The organism is Pseudomonas fluorescens (assembly GCF_001623525.1).
Classification (GTDB): Bacteria; Pseudomonadota; Gammaproteobacteria; order Pseudomonadales; family Pseudomonadaceae; genus Aquipseudomonas; species Aquipseudomonas fluorescens_Q.
Genome location: NZ_CP015225.1, coordinates 5815903 through 5830707, shown reverse-complemented (window position 1 = coordinate 5830707; position 14805 = coordinate 5815903). Strand labels below are relative to the sequence as shown.

Here is a 14805-nt window from a genome sequence, read left to right as displayed (position 1 = left end):
CACAGTGGGCTGTGCTAGCCACGCGGGACTGGGCTGGCCACAAAGGGTTCTGTGGGACGGTCACTTGCGCCGCTGTTGCCACGCCGCCGCCAACCCACTCAAGCAGATCAGGGCGATGCCCACCACGGTGGTCAGCGTCGGCGTATGGCTGAAAAACAACCAGCCCAGCAGCCCCGCAAACACGATCTGGCAGTACCCGAACGGCGCGAGCAGCGCCGGGGCGGCAAAGCGGAAGGCCTGGGTCAGCATCAGGTGCGCCGTCATCCCGCAGGCGCCCAGCGCCAGCATCATCGCTCCGTGCAACAGGCTCGGCACTTGCCAGAAGAACGGCACCAACGCGCTCATCACCAAGGTGTTGCACAGGCCGGCGAAGAAGTTGCTGGTGGTCGGGCTGTCGATCTCACTGAGCTTGCGCGTGAGCAGTTGGTAGAAGCAGAAAAACAACGCCGAACAGAATGGCAACAACACCGCCGGGGTGAACAGATCGCCACCGGGATGAACGATGATCAGCACCCCGATAAAACCGAAGATCACCGCGACCCATTGACCGCGCGTCACGTGTTCGCCCAGCAATGGCACCGACAACGCGGTGACCAGCACGGGCGCGAGGAAGTTGACCGCCGTCGCCTCCGCCAGTGGAATGAACATCAACGCGGTGGTGAAAAACAGACTGGTACCCAGCAGGCACAACGCCCGGGCCAACTGCCACAACGGGCGCTTGGTACGTAGGACCCGCAGCCCAGAACGGGGCAGGAAAATACCCGCCATCAACAATGTGTGCACCACATAGCGGGCCCACACCACCATGACGATCGGATAGAAACCCGAGAGATATTTTGCTAAAGCGTCATGACTGGTGAACAGGAACGTTGCGACCAGAATAAGCACGATGCCCTTGAAAGCCTGATTGACACCGGAGAGCGGGGTGCTGACGGTCATGAGGAAAACCTGCGTTGCTTGATGTAGGGGCCGTGACGCACGTTGCAGTTATTGGGCCAGCGAGCATAGCGATAAGTTCTGAATCCGAAGTGTAATGAAAATTCCGCAGCCAGGCAGGATTGGCTCACCGCTGAACCAAAACCCGTGTCCGTTGCCTGACAGCTCAAGCGCGGCGCGCACCTTGGGCGCCTAAAAGCTAGACTCACCGCCACAGCAGTCATTTTTAGCAGGGTCATTCAGAGGACTTCCCACATGTTATGGAAAAAAGGTCGCCGCAGTGACAACGTGGTGGACGCTCGCGGTGACGGTGGGGGCGGTGGCGGGATGCGTTTCGGCGGCGGCAAGGGCTTGAGCCTGACGGCCGTCCTCCTGATCGTCGGCATCGGCTGGATCACCGGCCAGGACCCAATGCAGATTCTCGGGCAACTGGCCGGGCAGATGGATCAATCCGCACCCACCTCTTCACAGACCCGCCAGGCACCGCCGGCCAACGATGAACAGGCCGAGTTCGTGCGCTCGATCCTCGGCGATACCGAAGACACCTGGGGCCAGGTGTTCCAGCAGGCCGGACGCCAATACCAACAACCGAAACTGGTGTTGTTCAGTGGTCGGGTCAACTCGGCCTGCGGCCTGGCCTCGTCGGCGACCGGTCCGTTCTATTGCCCGGCAGACCGCCAGGTCTACCTGGACATGAGTTTCTTCAAGGAAATGTCCCAACGCTTCGCCGCCGCCGGGGACTTCGCCCAGGCCTACGTCATTGCCCACGAAGTCGGACACCATGTGCAGACGCTGCTCGGCGTGTCGGCGAAAATCCAGGAAGCGCGCCAGCAAGGCCGGCAGATGGAGGGCGATGGCGGCTTGTTGGTACGCCAGGAATTGCAAGCTGATTGCCTGGCTGGTGTGTGGGCCAACCATGCGCAAAAACGCCTGAACTGGCTTGAGCCGGGAGACATCGAGGAAGCCTTGAACGCCGCCAATGCCATCGGCGATGACCGCTTGCAGCAACAAGGCCAGGGCCGCGTGGTGCCGGACTCCTTCACCCACGGCACGTCGGCGCAGCGAGTGCGCTGGTTCAAGACCGGGTTCGCCCAGGGCCAGGTCAGCCAGTGCGACACGTTCGCGGCGAAAACCCTGTAGATGAAGTGGGGGACGTTGGTTGGGCTGGTGCTGTGCTGCGCCGTTGCCCAGGCCGAGGAACACGGCGTCAACGTGGTCGCCCAAGGGCGACTGCAGTTCAAGGGCGGCGCCATGGCCGTCGGCGTAAGCCCCGCGCCAGCGTCCATCCAGCGCGTGTTGATCATCCTCCACGGTCGGCTGCGCAATGCCGACACCTACCTGCACAGCGCGGAAAAGGCCGCCGGGCAGGCCGGGCAACTGGGTACCACCCTGATCATCGCCCCGCAGTTTCTCAACGAACAGGACGTGGTGCGCCATCAATTGCCCAATGACCTCCTGCGCTGGCAAGGCAACGACTGGATGGCCGGTGGCTTATCCACAGGGCCCCATCCCATCAGTTCCTTCCAGGTACTCGACGACATCGTTGCGCGAGTCAGTGACCGACAGCAGTTTCCCGAAGTGAAAGAGATCGTCATCGCCGGCCATTCCGGCGGCGCCCAGGTCGTGCAGCGCTATGCCCTGCTCGCCCACGGCCAATACCGGGTCAGCCCACGTTTTGTCATTGCCAACCCGTCGTCCTATGCCTACTTCGATGCGCAACGGCCCATGGCTTTCGACCCTGCCGGTTGCCCTGGCTTCAATCATTGGAAGTACGGCCTGCAGAACTTGCCAGCCTACGCGGCGGGGCAAACACCCGCGCAACTGGAAGACAACTACGTCAAGCGCGACATCGTCTATTTGCTCGGACAACAAGACACCGACCCGGAACATCCAGCGCTGGATAAAGGCTGCGAAGCACAAACCCAGGGGCCGTATCGGTTACTGCGCGGGCATTTCTTTTTTGACTACCTGACCCGACGTCATCCCGAGGGGTTGAACCAGCGGCTGATCGAAGTGCCGGGGGTTGGGCATAACGGGGATGGGATGTTGACTTCGCCTGAGGGGCTGAAGGTGTTGTTTGGGCAGTAAGTTTTGTCGCGAATGACAGGGACTTATCGCGAGCTTGCTCGCGATAGCGATCGATCAGTCAACCCAGCGCTCAAGCCAACAGCATCCGCCGCAACTCCCCACAATCGCGCGCATGCCAATCCGTCAGCTCCGGCCACGGGTTATCCGGCAAGTTCACCAACACCGTCCGCGCCCCCGCCGCACGCCCGCAGTCCAGGTCAAAGCGGTAATCGCCCACCATCACCATCGCCTCGGGCGCCACGCTCCAGGCCTCGGCCAACTTCAACAGGCCACCGGGGTGGGGCTTGGGCGGTGCTTCGTCGCGGCCCAGCACATCCTCCACGGCGAAACAGTCCGCCAGGCCGATGGCTTCGAGGGTGACGTGGGCCAGCTCGCGGGCGTTACGGGTGAGGATGCCCAGGCGATAACCGCGCCCAGCCAGCTCCCGCACCAGCTCAACCGCCCCCGGCGCTGGCCTGGAGCCCAGCGCCAGGTCCCGTTCATGCTCCAGCAGCCAAGCATGCTTGGCCGCTGCCTCATCCGCCGGTAACGCGGCCAGGTGGGTCAGGATGTCATCTTCGGCCGGAATCGCCAGGGCCACGCGAATCGCCGCGAAGTCATGCACGGCGATCGTCAGCGTGCCATCCATGTCGAACACCCAGTGACGAACCTCGGCCAGGCTCATGCCCAGTCCTTGCGATGGCGAATCAGGCCTTCCTGGGTGACCGAGGCCACCAGTTGTCCGGCGCGGTTGAACACGCTGCCACGGGAGAACCCGCGGGAGTTGCCGGCCCACGGGCTGTCCATGGCGTAGAGCAACCAGTCATCGGCGCGCAGGTCGGCATGGAACCACAAGGCGTGATCGAGGCTGGCGACCTGCATATCTTTGTGCCACACCGATTTGCCGTGGGGCAGCAGCGAAGTGGTCAACAGGCCGAAGTCCGACGCATAGGCCAGCAGGTATTTGTGCAAGGCCGGCGAATCCGCCAGGGCGCCATCGGCACGGAACCACACGTATTTCACCGGGTCGGCCGGTTGCGGGTTGTAAGGGTCTTTTTCGGTGACAGGGCGAACCTCGATCGGCTTGGGGCACAGCAGTTTTTCGCGCATGTGCTCAGGCAGCAAGTGCGCACGTTGCTGGGTCAGTTCCAGCTCGGACGGCAGGTTCTCCGGCCCGACGACTTGCGGCATGCTGCTCTGGTGCTCGAAGCCCTCTTCGTCGTACTGGAACGAGGCACTGCAAGTGAAAATCGGGTTGCCCTTCTGGATCGCCGTCACCCGGCGCGTGCTGAAACTGCCCCCGTCACGCACCCGGTCCACCTGGTAGACCACCGGCAACGCCGCGTCGCCCGGACGCAGGAAATAACCGTGCATCGAATGCACATGGCGCGCCTCTTCCACGGTCTGGCTGGCCGCCGACAACGACTGGCCCAGGACCTGGCCGCCGAACAACTGGCGAAACCCCAGGTCCTGGCTACGCCCGCGAAACAGGTTCTCTTCGATCGGTTCCAGGGTCAGCAGGTCGACCAGATCTTCCAACACGTGGCTCATTCAGACTTTCCTCACACAGCGCAAAAACCGCGCAGTCTATGCTGCGGCGGCGGATCGATAGTGGCCCGGGCCATTTTGGCGGGCATTGTAAACGTCCGTGTCGGCTAACCGTGCAGGGTCTGTAGCCACTGCTCACGATTGATGCGATAGAGCACATGGTGACGCAATGGATGCCCGACCGCGAGTGTCGGGTGTTCGAAATCGTCAGCCGGATCATGCTGCATGCCGATGGCCTGCATGACCTTTTGCGACGGCAAGTTATCCACGGCGGTGAACGCCACCACTTCGTCCAGCTTCAACTGGTCGAAGGCACAACGCAGGGCGGTCCAGGCCGCTTCGCTGGCATACCCCAGGCCCCAGTGCTCCCGGGCCAGGCGCCAGCCAATTTCGATGGCCGGTGTGAAAGGCGCATCGAACCCGACCACACCCAGCCCGGTGAAGCCAATGAAAGCGCCAGTGTCCTTGCGCTCCAGGGCCCACAAACCAAAACCATGCTCGGCGAAATGCCCTCGCACGCGGCCAATCAGGGCGGCGCTTTCCAGGCGGCTCAGGCGCGCCGGGAAATACCGCATCACCTGCGGGTCGGCGCACATGGCGGCAAATTCCGGCAAATCATCATCGCGCCACTGCCGCAACAGCAGCCGTGCGCTTTCCAGTTCCAGTATTGGCTCCATTTTCACTCCCCTTCCATGCCCCAGAGTCTACATCGCTGGTAGGATCCGTCACTCAATCACCGCTGAAAACACCATGCCACTGCCGCTGATCTATCACGAAGACTACAGCCCCGAGTTCCCGCCGGACCATCGCTTCCCCATGGACAAGTTTCGCCTGTTGCGCGATCACCTGGTGGACAGCGGCCTGACCCGCGATGCGGATCTGCTGCGCCCGTCGCTATGTCCCCCGGACATCCTCGCCCTGGCCCACGACCGCGCTTATATCGAACGCTACATGGGCGGCGAGTTGTCTCGTGAAGACCAACGGCGACTCGGCCTGCCCTGGAGCGAAGCCCTGGCCCGCCGAACGGTTCGCGCCGTGGGCGGCTCACTCCTGGCGGCCGAGCAGGCCCTTGAGCACGGGCTGGCCTGTCATTTGGCCGGCGGCACCCATCACGCCCATTACGACCACCCGGCCGGTTTTTGCATTTTCAATGACCTGGCGGTGATCAGCCGGTATTTCCTGGCCAGCGGCCGAGTTTCGCGGGTGCTTATTTTCGACTGCGATGTGCATCAGGGCGACGGTACCGCCCGAATACTCCATGACACCCCGGACGCCGTGACAGTATCCCTGCACTGCGAAAAGAATTTTCCTGCACGCAAGGCCCAAAGCGATTGGGACATTCCCCTGCCGATGGGCATGGAAGATGGCGCTTATCTGAACGTGGTGGACGATGCGCTCAACTACCTGCTGCCGCTCTACCAGCCCGACCTGGTGCTGTACGACGCCGGTGTCGATGTGCACAAGGACGACGCCCTCGGTTATCTGAAGCTGACCGATGCAGGCCTCGCCGCCCGGGATGAAAGCGTCATGCGCCATTGCCTGGGGCGCGACATCCCGGTGGTCGGCGTGATCGGCGGCGGCTACAGCAAGGACCGCCAGGCCCTGGCCCGCCGCCACGGGATCCTGCACCACAGCGCACAAAAGGTCTGGGCGTCATCAGGTTGTCATTGAAGTCTGGGCGCGTTACCCACAATGCCTGTGGAGCGGCCTGTGGATAACCTGAGTGAAATGGCCTACAGGCTATGTCGCTTATAGCGTGCGAACGCTTGGCTATTTTTTGATCAACACCGCTCCCACAGGAGTTTGTGCTGATAGAATGCGCCGCTTATTCCACAGCCCCACAATTTGCCATGACCCAAGCCGCCAAGCCCTCCACCCCAAACGTCACCATCATCGGCGGCGGCCCCGCCGGCCTGATGGCGGCCGAGGTGTTGAGCCAGGCCGGGATCCAGGTCGACCTGTACGACGGGATGCCATCTGTAGGCAGGAAGTTTCTGCTGGCCGGTGTCGGCGGTATGAACATCACCCACTCGGAAGCTTTTCCGGCCTTTCTGTCCCGTTACGCCGAACGCGCGCCGAACCTCGCCCCCTTGCTGCGGGCCTTCGGCGCGGATGAGTTGTGCACATGGATTCACGGGCTGGGCATCGACACCTTCGTCGGCAGCTCCGGACGGGTATTTCCTACCGACATGAAAGCAGCCCCGCTGCTGCGCGCCTGGCTCAAGCGCCTGCGCGATGCCGGCGTGACGATTCACACGCGCCATCGCTGGCTTGGCTGGCACCCCGACGGCAGCCTGAGGATCGCAGCGCCAGAGGGCGAAAAAACCCTGCAACCCGACGCGACGTTGCTGGCGCTGGGCGGCGGCAGTTGGTCACGGCTGGGCTCCGATGGCGCCTGGATGTTGCCATTGGAACAGCGCGGTGTAGTCCTTGCGCCTTTGCAACCGAGCAATTGCGGATTCGAAGTGCAGGCCTGGAGCGATCTGATGGTCAGCAAATTCGCTGGCGCCCCGCTGAAAAACATCGCCATCGGCCTGAACGACGATGTACCGCGCCTCGGCGAATGCGTGATCACCGCCACCGGCATCGAAGGCAGCCTGATCTACGCCCTGTCGGCAGCGATTCGCGAAGCCATTAACCAACACGGCAGCGCGACCATTCATCTGGATCTGCTGCCAGGCCGACCTGTGGATAAAATCCAGCAAGCCCTGAGCAAGCCTCGCGGCTCGCGCTCGATGGCCAAGCACTTGCACAGCCAGTTGGGGATCGACGGGGTCAAGGCTGCGCTATTGCGCGAACTCACGCCAGCTGATTGCTTTGCTGAGCCGGCGCGGCTGGCCCAGGCGATCAAGGCCTTGCCATTGTCCTTGGTGAAAACCCGCCCGTTGGATGAAGCCATCAGCAGCGCCGGTGGCGTGACATTCGAAGCCCTGGACGAACGCCTGATGCTCAAGCAGATACCCGGCGTGTTCTGCGCCGGGGAAATGCTCGACTGGGAAGCGCCCACCGGCGGCTACCTGCTCACGGCGTGCTTTGCCAGTGGCCGGGCGGCGGGGTTGGGGATGAAGGAGTTTCTGCGAAACAGCGGCAAGTTATAAGCTGCAAGCTGCAAGCTAAAGGCGGTACACAACTTGCCGCTTGAAGCTCGAAGCTTGCAGCTGCCTTCAAGGCTTACGCTTACGCGGCCCGGTATTGAACACCGGTACTTTGCGCACCGGCTTGACCGAAGGCTCCACAGGCGAGGAGTCGCCGCTGTCCACCCACTTGCCCAGGTTGCGCTTGCCGCCGCCACCGGAGGTTTTCGGTTTCTTCGGCTTTTTCGGTTTCTTGATCACCTGGCCGCTGGCATCGGTGTCGGGCACACGGTGCTCAGGCTCGAAGTCTTGTTCCATCTGGCGAGGCAACGTCTGACGGGTCAACATCTCGATGGCTGACAGCAAATTCACTTCATCGGCGCAGACCAGGGAGATTGCCTGCCCTGTAGCGCCCGCCCGGCCGGTACGGCCGATACGGTGGATGTAGTCCTCGGCCACGATCGGCAGGTCGAAGTTCACCACCAACGGCAAATCCTCGATGTCCAAACCACGGGCAGCGACGTCGGTCGCCACCAGGATCTGCACTTCGCCGGCCTTGAAGCGGTCCAGTGCGCGCTGGCGGGTGGCCTGGGGTTTGTCACCGTGGATGCCGTCGGCGTTGACGCCCAGGCCCTGGAGTTTTTCCACCAGCGCATCGACGCCGTTGCGGGTCTTGGCAAAAACCAGCACCTGCTTCCACTTGTGCTTGCGCATCAAGTGCACGAACAATTCCGGCTTGCGCTTCTTGTCCACCGTCACCACCCATTGCTTGACGGTGTTGGCGGCGACGTTGCGCGGGCTCACTTCAATGCTCAGCGGATCGTTGAGCATCTGCCCGGCCAGCAGGCGGATCGCGTCGGAAAAGGTCGCCGAGAACAGCAGCGTCTGGCGCTTCTTCGGCAGGGCCTTGTAGATATTCGCCAGCTCCTCGGAGAAGCCCAGATCGAGCATGCGGTCGGCTTCGTCCAGCACCAGGGTCTGCAACTGGTTGAACTTCAGCGCATTCTGGCGGAACAGGTCGAGCAGGCGCCCTGGTGTGGCGACCAGCAGGTCGACGCCTTTGCGCAACTTCATCATCTGCGGGTTGATGCTGACACCACCGTACACGGCGTAGGTGCTCAGCGGCAGGTTTTGCGCGTACTGACGCACGCTTTCATGGACCTGCTCGGCCAGCTCACGGGTCGGCACCAGGATCAGCGCTCGCACCGAGTTGGCCGCGACCTTCGGCCCTTCGGTGGTCAGCAACTGCAGCAGCGGCACGGCGAAACCGGCGGTCTTGCCGGTGCCTGTCTGGGCCGCGGCCATCAGGTCGCGACCGGCCAGCACCGCCGGCATGGCTTGGGCCTGCACTGGGGTCGGGGTCTGGTAACCGAGCGTCTCGAGGGCGCGCAGCAAGGGTTCGATCAGGCCAAGAGTGGCGAAAGTCATGGAAGTACCGTAGGAAAAATCAGCGCATGGTGTGCAATGCGCGGCAGTTTACCCTAAATCAGGAAGCGGCCGGCGCAGGCTTGGGTTTGCGCCACTGCGGCAAACCGATCAACACCACGGCACTGATGATCACCAACATCGCCACACTTTCTTCAGCGCCAATGGTTTCACCCGCGAACACGATCCCCAGCAACACCGCCACGGCTGGGTTGACGTAGGCATAACTGGTGGCCGCCGCCGGGCGCACATGCTTGAGCAGGTACATGTAGGCATTGAAGGCAACGATCGAGCCGAAGCAAGTCAGGTAAGCCAAGGCAAACCAACCTTCCAGCGGCGGCATGCTGTCCAGGTGCTCGCCGCTGGCCACACTGCCGATCAACAACACCACACCGCCTATCAGCATTTCCACGGCACTGGCCATCGCCCCTGCCGGCAACGGCAAGTGTTTGCTCAGCACCGAACCGAAGGCCCAGGAGGCCGCCGCGAATACCAGCAAGGTCGCACCCAACGGGCTGGACTGCAGATTGGAGCCCAGGTTGAGCATCGCGATGCCAATCAACCCCAGTACAATGCCCGCCCATTCCAGACGCGTGTTACGCGCGCCCCAGAAATATCCGCAGAGCAAGGTAAACAAAGGCACCGTCGCCACGGCCAACGCCGCCACCCCGGACGCCACGCCCGTGTGCTCGGCCACACTGACCGCGCCGTTACCGAAACTGAGCAACAGCACGCCGATGATCGCCCCGGCCTTCCATTGCGCCCAGGTCGGCGCCGGTGCCCCGCGCCAGCGCAGGAAGCCGTACATCAGCGAACCGGCCAGCACAAAACGAATCCCGGCCAGCAACAGCGGCGGCCAATGCTCCACACCGATGCGAATCACCAGGTAGGTCGAACCCCAGATGACGTACAAGGCAAAAAAGGCAGCAATCAATGGCAAGGGAAAACGGCGTGGGCCAGGCATGTTCAGCTCGAAGTCAGGACAATGAGAGTCGCTATTCTAGAAAGGCGACAGACGGAAAATAAGTTACAAAACCTGTTTATCCCACCCATACACTTTTCAAAACATGGAGATTGGCGCTATAAACCGCGCTTTCGAAAGTCACGTCACTTGGAAGCCAATACATGGATAAATACGACCGCATGCTGCTCGCCGCCCTGCTGGAAAACGGTCGTGCGTCCTACGCCGAACTGGCCCGTAAAGTGAACCTGTCAGCCCCGGCCGTGGCCGAGCGGGTCAGCAAACTGGAAGCCAGCGGCGTCATCACCGGTTATCAAGCCAAAGTCGACATGGCGAAGATCGGCCTGCCGGTGCAGTGCGTGATCGAATTGCGGATGAACCAGCACGGCAACCAGAAGACCTACGACGAACTGTGCAAAATCCCGCAACTGACCGAGTGCCATCGGGTGACAGGCGACCCGTGCGTGATCATGCAAGCGGCGGTGGGCTCGATGCCGGAACTGGAAGAACTGATCAACCGCATCGCCAAGTTCGGCTTCAGCAAGACTTCGATCGTGCTGTCCAGCGCCATTGAAAAGCGTGTGCCGTTGGGGCAGTTGGAAGGCAATGGGAAATAACCGTCAACCTTGACCAGATCATTCCCACGCTCTGCGTGGGAATGCAGCCCGGGACGCTCCGCGCCCCATCAAGCGCCGAACGCAGAGCGTCCGTTGAGGCATTCCCACGCGGAGCGTGGGAACGATCAACTGTGGAGCAAGCCCGCTCCCACAGTTGGTTGTGGTGTGTTTAGAACCCGCGATGCCGCTTGAGGTGCTCATTGATCTTCGCCGCCGGCACTTTCTGCAAACTGCACAGCAGATCATGGGACAACTCCCGCAGCCCATGCTTTTGCCGCAATTCCGAAGCCAGGTGTGCGGTGAGGTTGGCGGCCATTTCGGCATCGGCCATGGCCCGGTGAGCCTGACCGGTGTGGGGCAGGCCGGCGAACGCGTTGAGCGTGCCGAGCTTGTGGTTCGGCGCCGCCGGCATCAGGCGCCGGGCCAGCAACAGTGAGCAGGCAAAATTCTGCAGGCGGGTGCGCTTGATCCGTCCCAGTTCAAAGTCCCAGAATTTCTGATCGAACGCGGCGTTGTGGGCCAGCAGCGGCGTGACGCCAACGAATTCGTTGACCTCGTTCATCACTTTTTCCGCCGACGGGGCGCTGCGCAGCATGGCGTTGCTGATGCCGGTCAATTGCTCGATAAACGCAGGGACGCGCACACCGGCATTCATCAAGCTCTGGTAGCGGTCGACGATCCGGCCTTGCTCGAGCATCACCACCGCGATTTCAGTGGCCCGGCAACTGCTGCTCGGGGTGATGCCGGTGGTTTCAAAGTCGATGACTGCGATGCGTTCCAAACCTTTTGAACTCCGTGAAAATCAATTCTTGAGCAGCAACGCGCCTTCGATCGGCACGTAGCGGCTGGCGGCGCGGATCAGCGAGTTGGCGGTCAGACCCGGCACGCCATAGGCCACGGCCTGCACGCCGTGCTTGGTGATGATGCGTTCGAGCAACATGTCGAAATCGCCGTCGCCGGAGGCCAGCACCACTTCGTCGACGTGGTCGGCGGCGTCCATGATGTCCAGCGTGATGCCCACGTCCCAGTCCCCCTTGGCCGAGCCGTCGCTGCGCTGGATATAGGGCTTGAGCTTCACGACAAAGCCCAGGTTGCGCAGGATCTGCTGGAATTGCTGCTGCTTGCTGTCACCGCGATCGATCGCGTAGGCATAGGCCTCGACGATCTGCCCCTGCTTGCTGACATCAGCCCACAGCGCGGCGTAGTTGAAATGGCAACCGTAGGCTTGGCGCACGGTGTAATAGAGGTTCTGGACATCGGCGAACACTGCAATTTTTTTCACCGCGTTTCCTCTTGGATGCACACGCACACAGGCCACCAGGGCCGAAAAGTCGCCCAGTATGCCAGCCCGAAGGATTGTTCCGCGAATAATCGGCCCGAGGCGCCTGTGCGCCCCGGACGAATGGCAGGTCAGACGAAGGAGTCGTCGTCGCCGAAGGAAGATGAATCGTCACTGTAGTCCGCGTCGCTGAACCCGCCCTGGTCGTTGCCGTAGGTGTCGTTGTCAGCCACGCGCGAGTCATCGCCCCAACCGTTGCCTGCGGTATCGTTGACCGGTTGCACCGGTTCTTCCTTGATGACCTCGACGATTTCCTGCGGTTGCTGGTTACTGTGAAACAGGCTGCTGATGCCTTGGGCCAGCATCACGCCGCCGGCCACGCCCGCCGCGGTTTTCAGGGCGCCGCCCAGGAAGCTGCCCGCTGCCGGGGCCTGCTGCTGCGGTGCGCCATAATTGCCGGGCGGCGCGCCGAAGCCTTGTTGGGGCTGGGCATTGAAGGACGGCTGTGCCGGTTCGCGCCAGCCTCCGCCACTGGATGTCGGTGCGCTTGCCGGGCGTGAGTCCCGGGCACTGCCACCAAAAATGCTCGACAGAAAGCCTCCGCCACCGCTGGGCGCCGATGGCTGGGAACGGGCCCGTTGCAGCTCGGCCTGCAATTGCTCGGTTTGCTGAGTGAGTTGCTTGTTCTGTTCATCAAGGCGCTTGATCGCGGCCTCCTGCACCAGAATCGCCTGGGCCATGAAATAGCCCGCCGCTGGCTGGCTGGCCAGGTGTTCCTTGATCCGCGCCTCGGCCTGGGCGTCGCGCGGGGCTGAATCCTTTTCGGCCTGTTGCAGCCGTGAAAACAGTCCATCGATCAGGGTTTGTTCTTCGCTGTTCATGGCGACCTCATTAGATTGCCGGGTAGATACCATTCCGGTCCTGAAGACCAGTGCCCACCAGTAATGGGGCTCGTCGCAAAGCTTTCAATGGTCTTTACCTGATGTTTACGTTTGCTTGTGCGGGCGCCTGATCGGTTAAAGTGTCGGACCGCTTTTGAACTGCGATACCGACTCATGAATCCGTTTGACGTGCTGCGCGACTCTTTGTATTTCTTCAAGCGCCATCTGGGCCGAATCGCCCAGCTGTGCCTGCCGCTGGTCATACTCGAGGCGTTGCTGCAGCAAGGCGTGGACAGCGCCGTCGGCCCCGAGGGTTTCCCCGGCTACAGCGTGATCGTCGGGCTGCTGGTGTACCCCTTGTACACCGCCGCGTTGATCCTGTTCCTCGACGCCCGCAGCCGCGGTGAAGCACCACGCACCCGTGACCTGCTCGCAACGGCCCTCACCCTGTGGCCACGCTTTGCCTTGCTGACGGCGCTCAACACGCTGTTGATCCTGGTGGGGCTATCGTTGTATTTCCTGCCGGGCTTATGGCTAATGGTGACCCTGGCCTTCAGTGAATATCTGTTGGTCCTCAGGGGACTGCCTCCCCTGGCGGCGATGAAGGAAAGCCTGAACATGTCCCGCGGCAACTTCTGGCGGATCCTGCTGTGCATCCTCTGTGTGATGGGCCCGCTGTGGCTGCTCAAGGGGGTCAGCGTCTCGGTGTACCCGCCGCCCCAGAATCCTTTGCTCAGTTTGCTGATCGAAAGCGTTCACAGCTTCTTGCAACTGTTCACCAGCGTGGTGCTGTTCCGCATGTTCATGTTGATCGAAGCCAAGCCTGACAACCGCTGATCGCACACTGCGAAGGCCCTGGGCTTGGGCTTGAGAACCGCTCTCGGTTATGCTCGGGAGCACTTTCGCGTTTCGCCCATAAGCCGAGCCATGACCCGTCTACTGCGCTACACCTTGCTGGGCCTGCTGTTGATCCTCAGCCTGGCCGCCCTGTCGATCTACGGCCTGACCTGGCGGCCACAACCCCGGGAAACCTTGCCGGTCAGTTGCACCGCCAACGCAGCACCGCTGGTGCCCGGCCAGGCCTTGAAGGTGATGACCTGGAACGTGCAGTTCCTCGCCGGCAAACGCTACGTGTTCTGGCACGACCTGGCCCAGGGCAACGATGAAAGCCCGACCCTGGAAGACATGGCCTTCAGCCTCGACGAAGTGGCACGGGTCATCCGCGATGAGCAACCGGACGTCGTGCTGCTCCAGGAACTGGACAAGGGCGCCAAGGCCAGCGATTACCAGGACCAGCTCAAGCTGTTGCAGGAGCGGCTGGCTGACCTCTATCCGTGCGGCACCAGCACTTTCGACTGGAAGGCCGACTTCACCCCCGATCCACACATCTTCGGCAGCGTCGGCCGGCAACTGGCGACCCTGAGTCGCTACCGCATCGACCATGCCGAACGGGTACAACTGCCGATGGCAGACGCCAACATCATCAGCCGTCAGTTCCAGCCCAAAAATGCCTTGTTGGTGAGCTATCTGTCGCTGAGCGGCGGCGGTCAACTGGCGGTGCTCAACACCCATCTGGAACGGGCCACCGAGCCGGACGAAACCCTGCCCAGACAAATCACCGCCGTGGCCAAGGCCTTGGATAAATTCGAATCCGCTGGCACACCCTGGCTGATCGGCGGCGACTTCAACCTACTGCCCCTGGGCCAGTACCGGCGCCTGCCGTCCGAGCAACGCACGCCCTACTCCGCCGACAGCCCCTTGCACCTGTTGTGGGACAAATACCCGATGATCCCCACCAACAACGAGGCCAGCGGCATCGACCGCGCACACTGGCTGACCCACTACCCGAACGACCCCGGCCTCAACGGCCCCGACCGTACTGTCGACTACCTCTTCTACAGCCCGCGCATCAAGCGGGTCGAAGCCCAGGTGCGACAGGACGATACCTTGCGCATCTCCGATCACTTGCCGGTGATTGCGCGGTTTTTATTGCCGGCTGCGCCTTGATCTGAAGTCA

The 14805-nt window shown here is 62.1% G+C and carries 16 protein-coding genes; 7 read left to right on the top strand and 9 right to left on the bottom strand.

All coding sequences use genetic code 11. The annotated features are described in order from the left end of the window. Window positions 1-60: 60 nt before the first annotated feature. Window positions 61-939 carry a DMT family transporter gene (locus tag TK06_RS25215; RefSeq protein ID WP_063324267.1) on the bottom strand — a complete coding sequence of 293 codons (879 nt, stop codon included), beginning with the start codon at window positions 937-939 and terminating at the stop codon, window positions 61-63. Between the two features lie 252 nt (window positions 940-1191). Between TK06_RS25215 and ypfJ the strand changes: the two genes are divergently transcribed. Continuing rightward, window positions 1192-2076 (top strand): KPN_02809 family neutral zinc metallopeptidase, encoded by an 885-nt coding sequence (gene ypfJ, locus TK06_RS25210; protein WP_003205817.1) that lies wholly within the window; start codon window positions 1192-1194, stop codon window positions 2074-2076. Continuing rightward, window positions 2077-3024: an alpha/beta hydrolase gene (locus tag TK06_RS25205; protein ID WP_063324266.1), complete on the top strand. Its 948-nt coding sequence runs from the start codon at window positions 2077-2079 to the stop codon at window positions 3022-3024. Window positions 3025-3094: 70 nt separating this feature from the next. On the opposite strand, the gene TK06_RS25200 is transcribed toward TK06_RS25205, so the two are convergent. From TK06_RS25200 to TK06_RS25190, 3 genes are all read right to left on the bottom strand, one after another. Beyond that, window positions 3095-3688 (bottom strand): HAD family hydrolase, encoded by a 594-nt coding sequence (locus TK06_RS25200; protein WP_063324265.1) that lies wholly within the window; start codon window positions 3686-3688, stop codon window positions 3095-3097. Next, window positions 3685-4554 carry an acyl-CoA thioesterase II gene (gene tesB, locus TK06_RS25195; protein ID WP_003205823.1) on the bottom strand — a complete coding sequence of 290 codons (870 nt, stop codon included), beginning with the start codon at window positions 4552-4554 and terminating at the stop codon, window positions 3685-3687. Before tesB ends, TK06_RS25200 begins: the two co-directional genes overlap by 4 nt. Window positions 4555-4658: 104 nt before the next feature. Continuing rightward, complete coding sequence (locus TK06_RS25190) at window positions 4659-5228, bottom strand: GNAT family N-acetyltransferase (RefSeq protein WP_063324264.1); 570 nt, start codon at window positions 5226-5228, stop codon at window positions 4659-4661. A gap of 73 nt (window positions 5229-5301) precedes the next feature. Here TK06_RS25190 and TK06_RS25185 point away from each other — a divergent pair, with 73 nt between their 5' ends. Together TK06_RS25185 and TK06_RS25180 are read left to right on the top strand one after the other, a co-directional pair. Then, entirely contained in the window at window positions 5302-6222 is a 921-nt protein-coding gene (locus tag TK06_RS25185) for a histone deacetylase family protein (protein WP_063324263.1), read from the top strand. 179 nt (window positions 6223-6401) lie between these two features. Then, window positions 6402-7649: a TIGR03862 family flavoprotein gene (locus tag TK06_RS25180; RefSeq protein ID WP_063324262.1), complete on the top strand. Its 1248-nt coding sequence runs from the start codon at window positions 6402-6404 to the stop codon at window positions 7647-7649. Window positions 7650-7715: 66 nt separating this feature from the next. On the opposite strand, the gene TK06_RS25175 is transcribed toward TK06_RS25180, so the two are convergent. Together TK06_RS25175 and yedA are read right to left on the bottom strand one after the other, a co-directional pair. Beyond that, on the bottom strand, window positions 7716-9053 hold the full coding sequence (locus tag TK06_RS25175) for a DEAD/DEAH box helicase (protein WP_063324261.1): 1338 nt from the start codon (window positions 9051-9053) through the stop codon (window positions 7716-7718). Window positions 9054-9111: 58 nt separating this feature from the next. Then, on the bottom strand, window positions 9112-10014 hold the full coding sequence (yedA, locus tag TK06_RS25170; RefSeq protein WP_063324260.1) for a drug/metabolite exporter YedA: 903 nt from the start codon (window positions 10012-10014) through the stop codon (window positions 9112-9114). 161 nt (window positions 10015-10175) lie between these two features. Between yedA and TK06_RS25165 the strand changes: the two genes are divergently transcribed. Next, complete coding sequence (locus TK06_RS25165; protein WP_025215612.1) at window positions 10176-10628, top strand: Lrp/AsnC family transcriptional regulator; 453 nt, start codon at window positions 10176-10178, stop codon at window positions 10626-10628. 169 nt (window positions 10629-10797) lie between these two features. Here TK06_RS25165 and TK06_RS25160 read toward each other — a convergent pair whose 3' ends face one another. The 3 genes from TK06_RS25160 to TK06_RS25150 form a co-directional block, all read right to left on the bottom strand. Continuing rightward, a complete protein-coding gene (locus tag TK06_RS25160; protein WP_063324259.1) occupies window positions 10798-11409 on the bottom strand; it encodes a 3'-5' exonuclease in 612 nt (203 codons plus the stop codon). Window positions 11410-11430: 21 nt separating this feature from the next. Continuing rightward, window positions 11431-11910, bottom strand: coding sequence for an NYN domain-containing protein (locus tag TK06_RS25155; protein WP_063324258.1), 480 nt, complete (start codon window positions 11908-11910; stop codon window positions 11431-11433). 128 nt (window positions 11911-12038) lie between these two features. Beyond that, window positions 12039-12788 carry a DUF2076 domain-containing protein gene (locus tag TK06_RS25150; RefSeq protein ID WP_063324257.1) on the bottom strand — a complete coding sequence of 250 codons (750 nt, stop codon included), beginning with the start codon at window positions 12786-12788 and terminating at the stop codon, window positions 12039-12041. A gap of 174 nt (window positions 12789-12962) precedes the next feature. Between TK06_RS25150 and TK06_RS25145 the strand changes: the two genes are divergently transcribed. Together TK06_RS25145 and TK06_RS25140 are read left to right on the top strand one after the other, a co-directional pair. Then, on the top strand, window positions 12963-13625 hold the full coding sequence (locus TK06_RS25145; RefSeq protein ID WP_063324256.1) for a YciC family protein: 663 nt from the start codon (window positions 12963-12965) through the stop codon (window positions 13623-13625). A gap of 90 nt (window positions 13626-13715) precedes the next feature. Further along, a complete protein-coding gene (locus TK06_RS25140) occupies window positions 13716-14795 on the top strand; it encodes an endonuclease/exonuclease/phosphatase family protein (protein WP_063324255.1) in 1080 nt (359 codons plus the stop codon). The last annotated feature ends 10 nt before the right edge of the window (window positions 14796-14805 follow it).

Excerpts from the sequence above, each read along its gene's own strand:
- TK06_RS25215 (WP_063324267.1), bottom strand. The coding sequence starts at position 939 with ATGACCGTCAGCACCCCGCTCTCCGGTGTCAATCAGGCTTTCAAGGGC.
- ypfJ (WP_003205817.1), top strand. The coding sequence starts at position 1,192 with ATGTTATGGAAAAAAGGTCGCCGCAGTGACAACGTGGTGGACGCTCGC.
- TK06_RS25205 (WP_063324266.1), top strand. The coding sequence starts at position 2,077 with ATGAAGTGGGGGACGTTGGTTGGGCTGGTGCTGTGCTGCGCCGTTGCC.
- TK06_RS25200 (WP_063324265.1), bottom strand. The coding sequence starts at position 3,688 with ATGAGCCTGGCCGAGGTTCGTCACTGGGTGTTCGACATGGATGGCACG.
- tesB (WP_003205823.1), bottom strand. The coding sequence starts at position 4,554 with ATGAGCCACGTGTTGGAAGATCTGGTCGACCTGCTGACCCTGGAACCG.
- TK06_RS25190 (WP_063324264.1), bottom strand. The coding sequence starts at position 5,228 with ATGGAGCCAATACTGGAACTGGAAAGCGCACGGCTGCTGTTGCGGCAG.
- TK06_RS25185 (WP_063324263.1), top strand. The coding sequence starts at position 5,302 with ATGCCACTGCCGCTGATCTATCACGAAGACTACAGCCCCGAGTTCCCG.
- TK06_RS25180 (WP_063324262.1), top strand. The coding sequence starts at position 6,402 with ATGACCCAAGCCGCCAAGCCCTCCACCCCAAACGTCACCATCATCGGC.
- TK06_RS25175 (WP_063324261.1), bottom strand. The coding sequence starts at position 9,053 with ATGACTTTCGCCACTCTTGGCCTGATCGAACCCTTGCTGCGCGCCCTC.
- yedA (WP_063324260.1), bottom strand. The coding sequence starts at position 10,014 with ATGCCTGGCCCACGCCGTTTTCCCTTGCCATTGATTGCTGCCTTTTTT.
- TK06_RS25165 (WP_025215612.1), top strand. The coding sequence starts at position 10,176 with ATGGATAAATACGACCGCATGCTGCTCGCCGCCCTGCTGGAAAACGGT.
- TK06_RS25150 (WP_063324257.1), bottom strand. The coding sequence starts at position 12,788 with ATGAACAGCGAAGAACAAACCCTGATCGATGGACTGTTTTCACGGCTG.
- TK06_RS25145 (WP_063324256.1), top strand. The coding sequence starts at position 12,963 with ATGAATCCGTTTGACGTGCTGCGCGACTCTTTGTATTTCTTCAAGCGC.
- TK06_RS25140 (WP_063324255.1), top strand. The coding sequence starts at position 13,716 with ATGACCCGTCTACTGCGCTACACCTTGCTGGGCCTGCTGTTGATCCTC.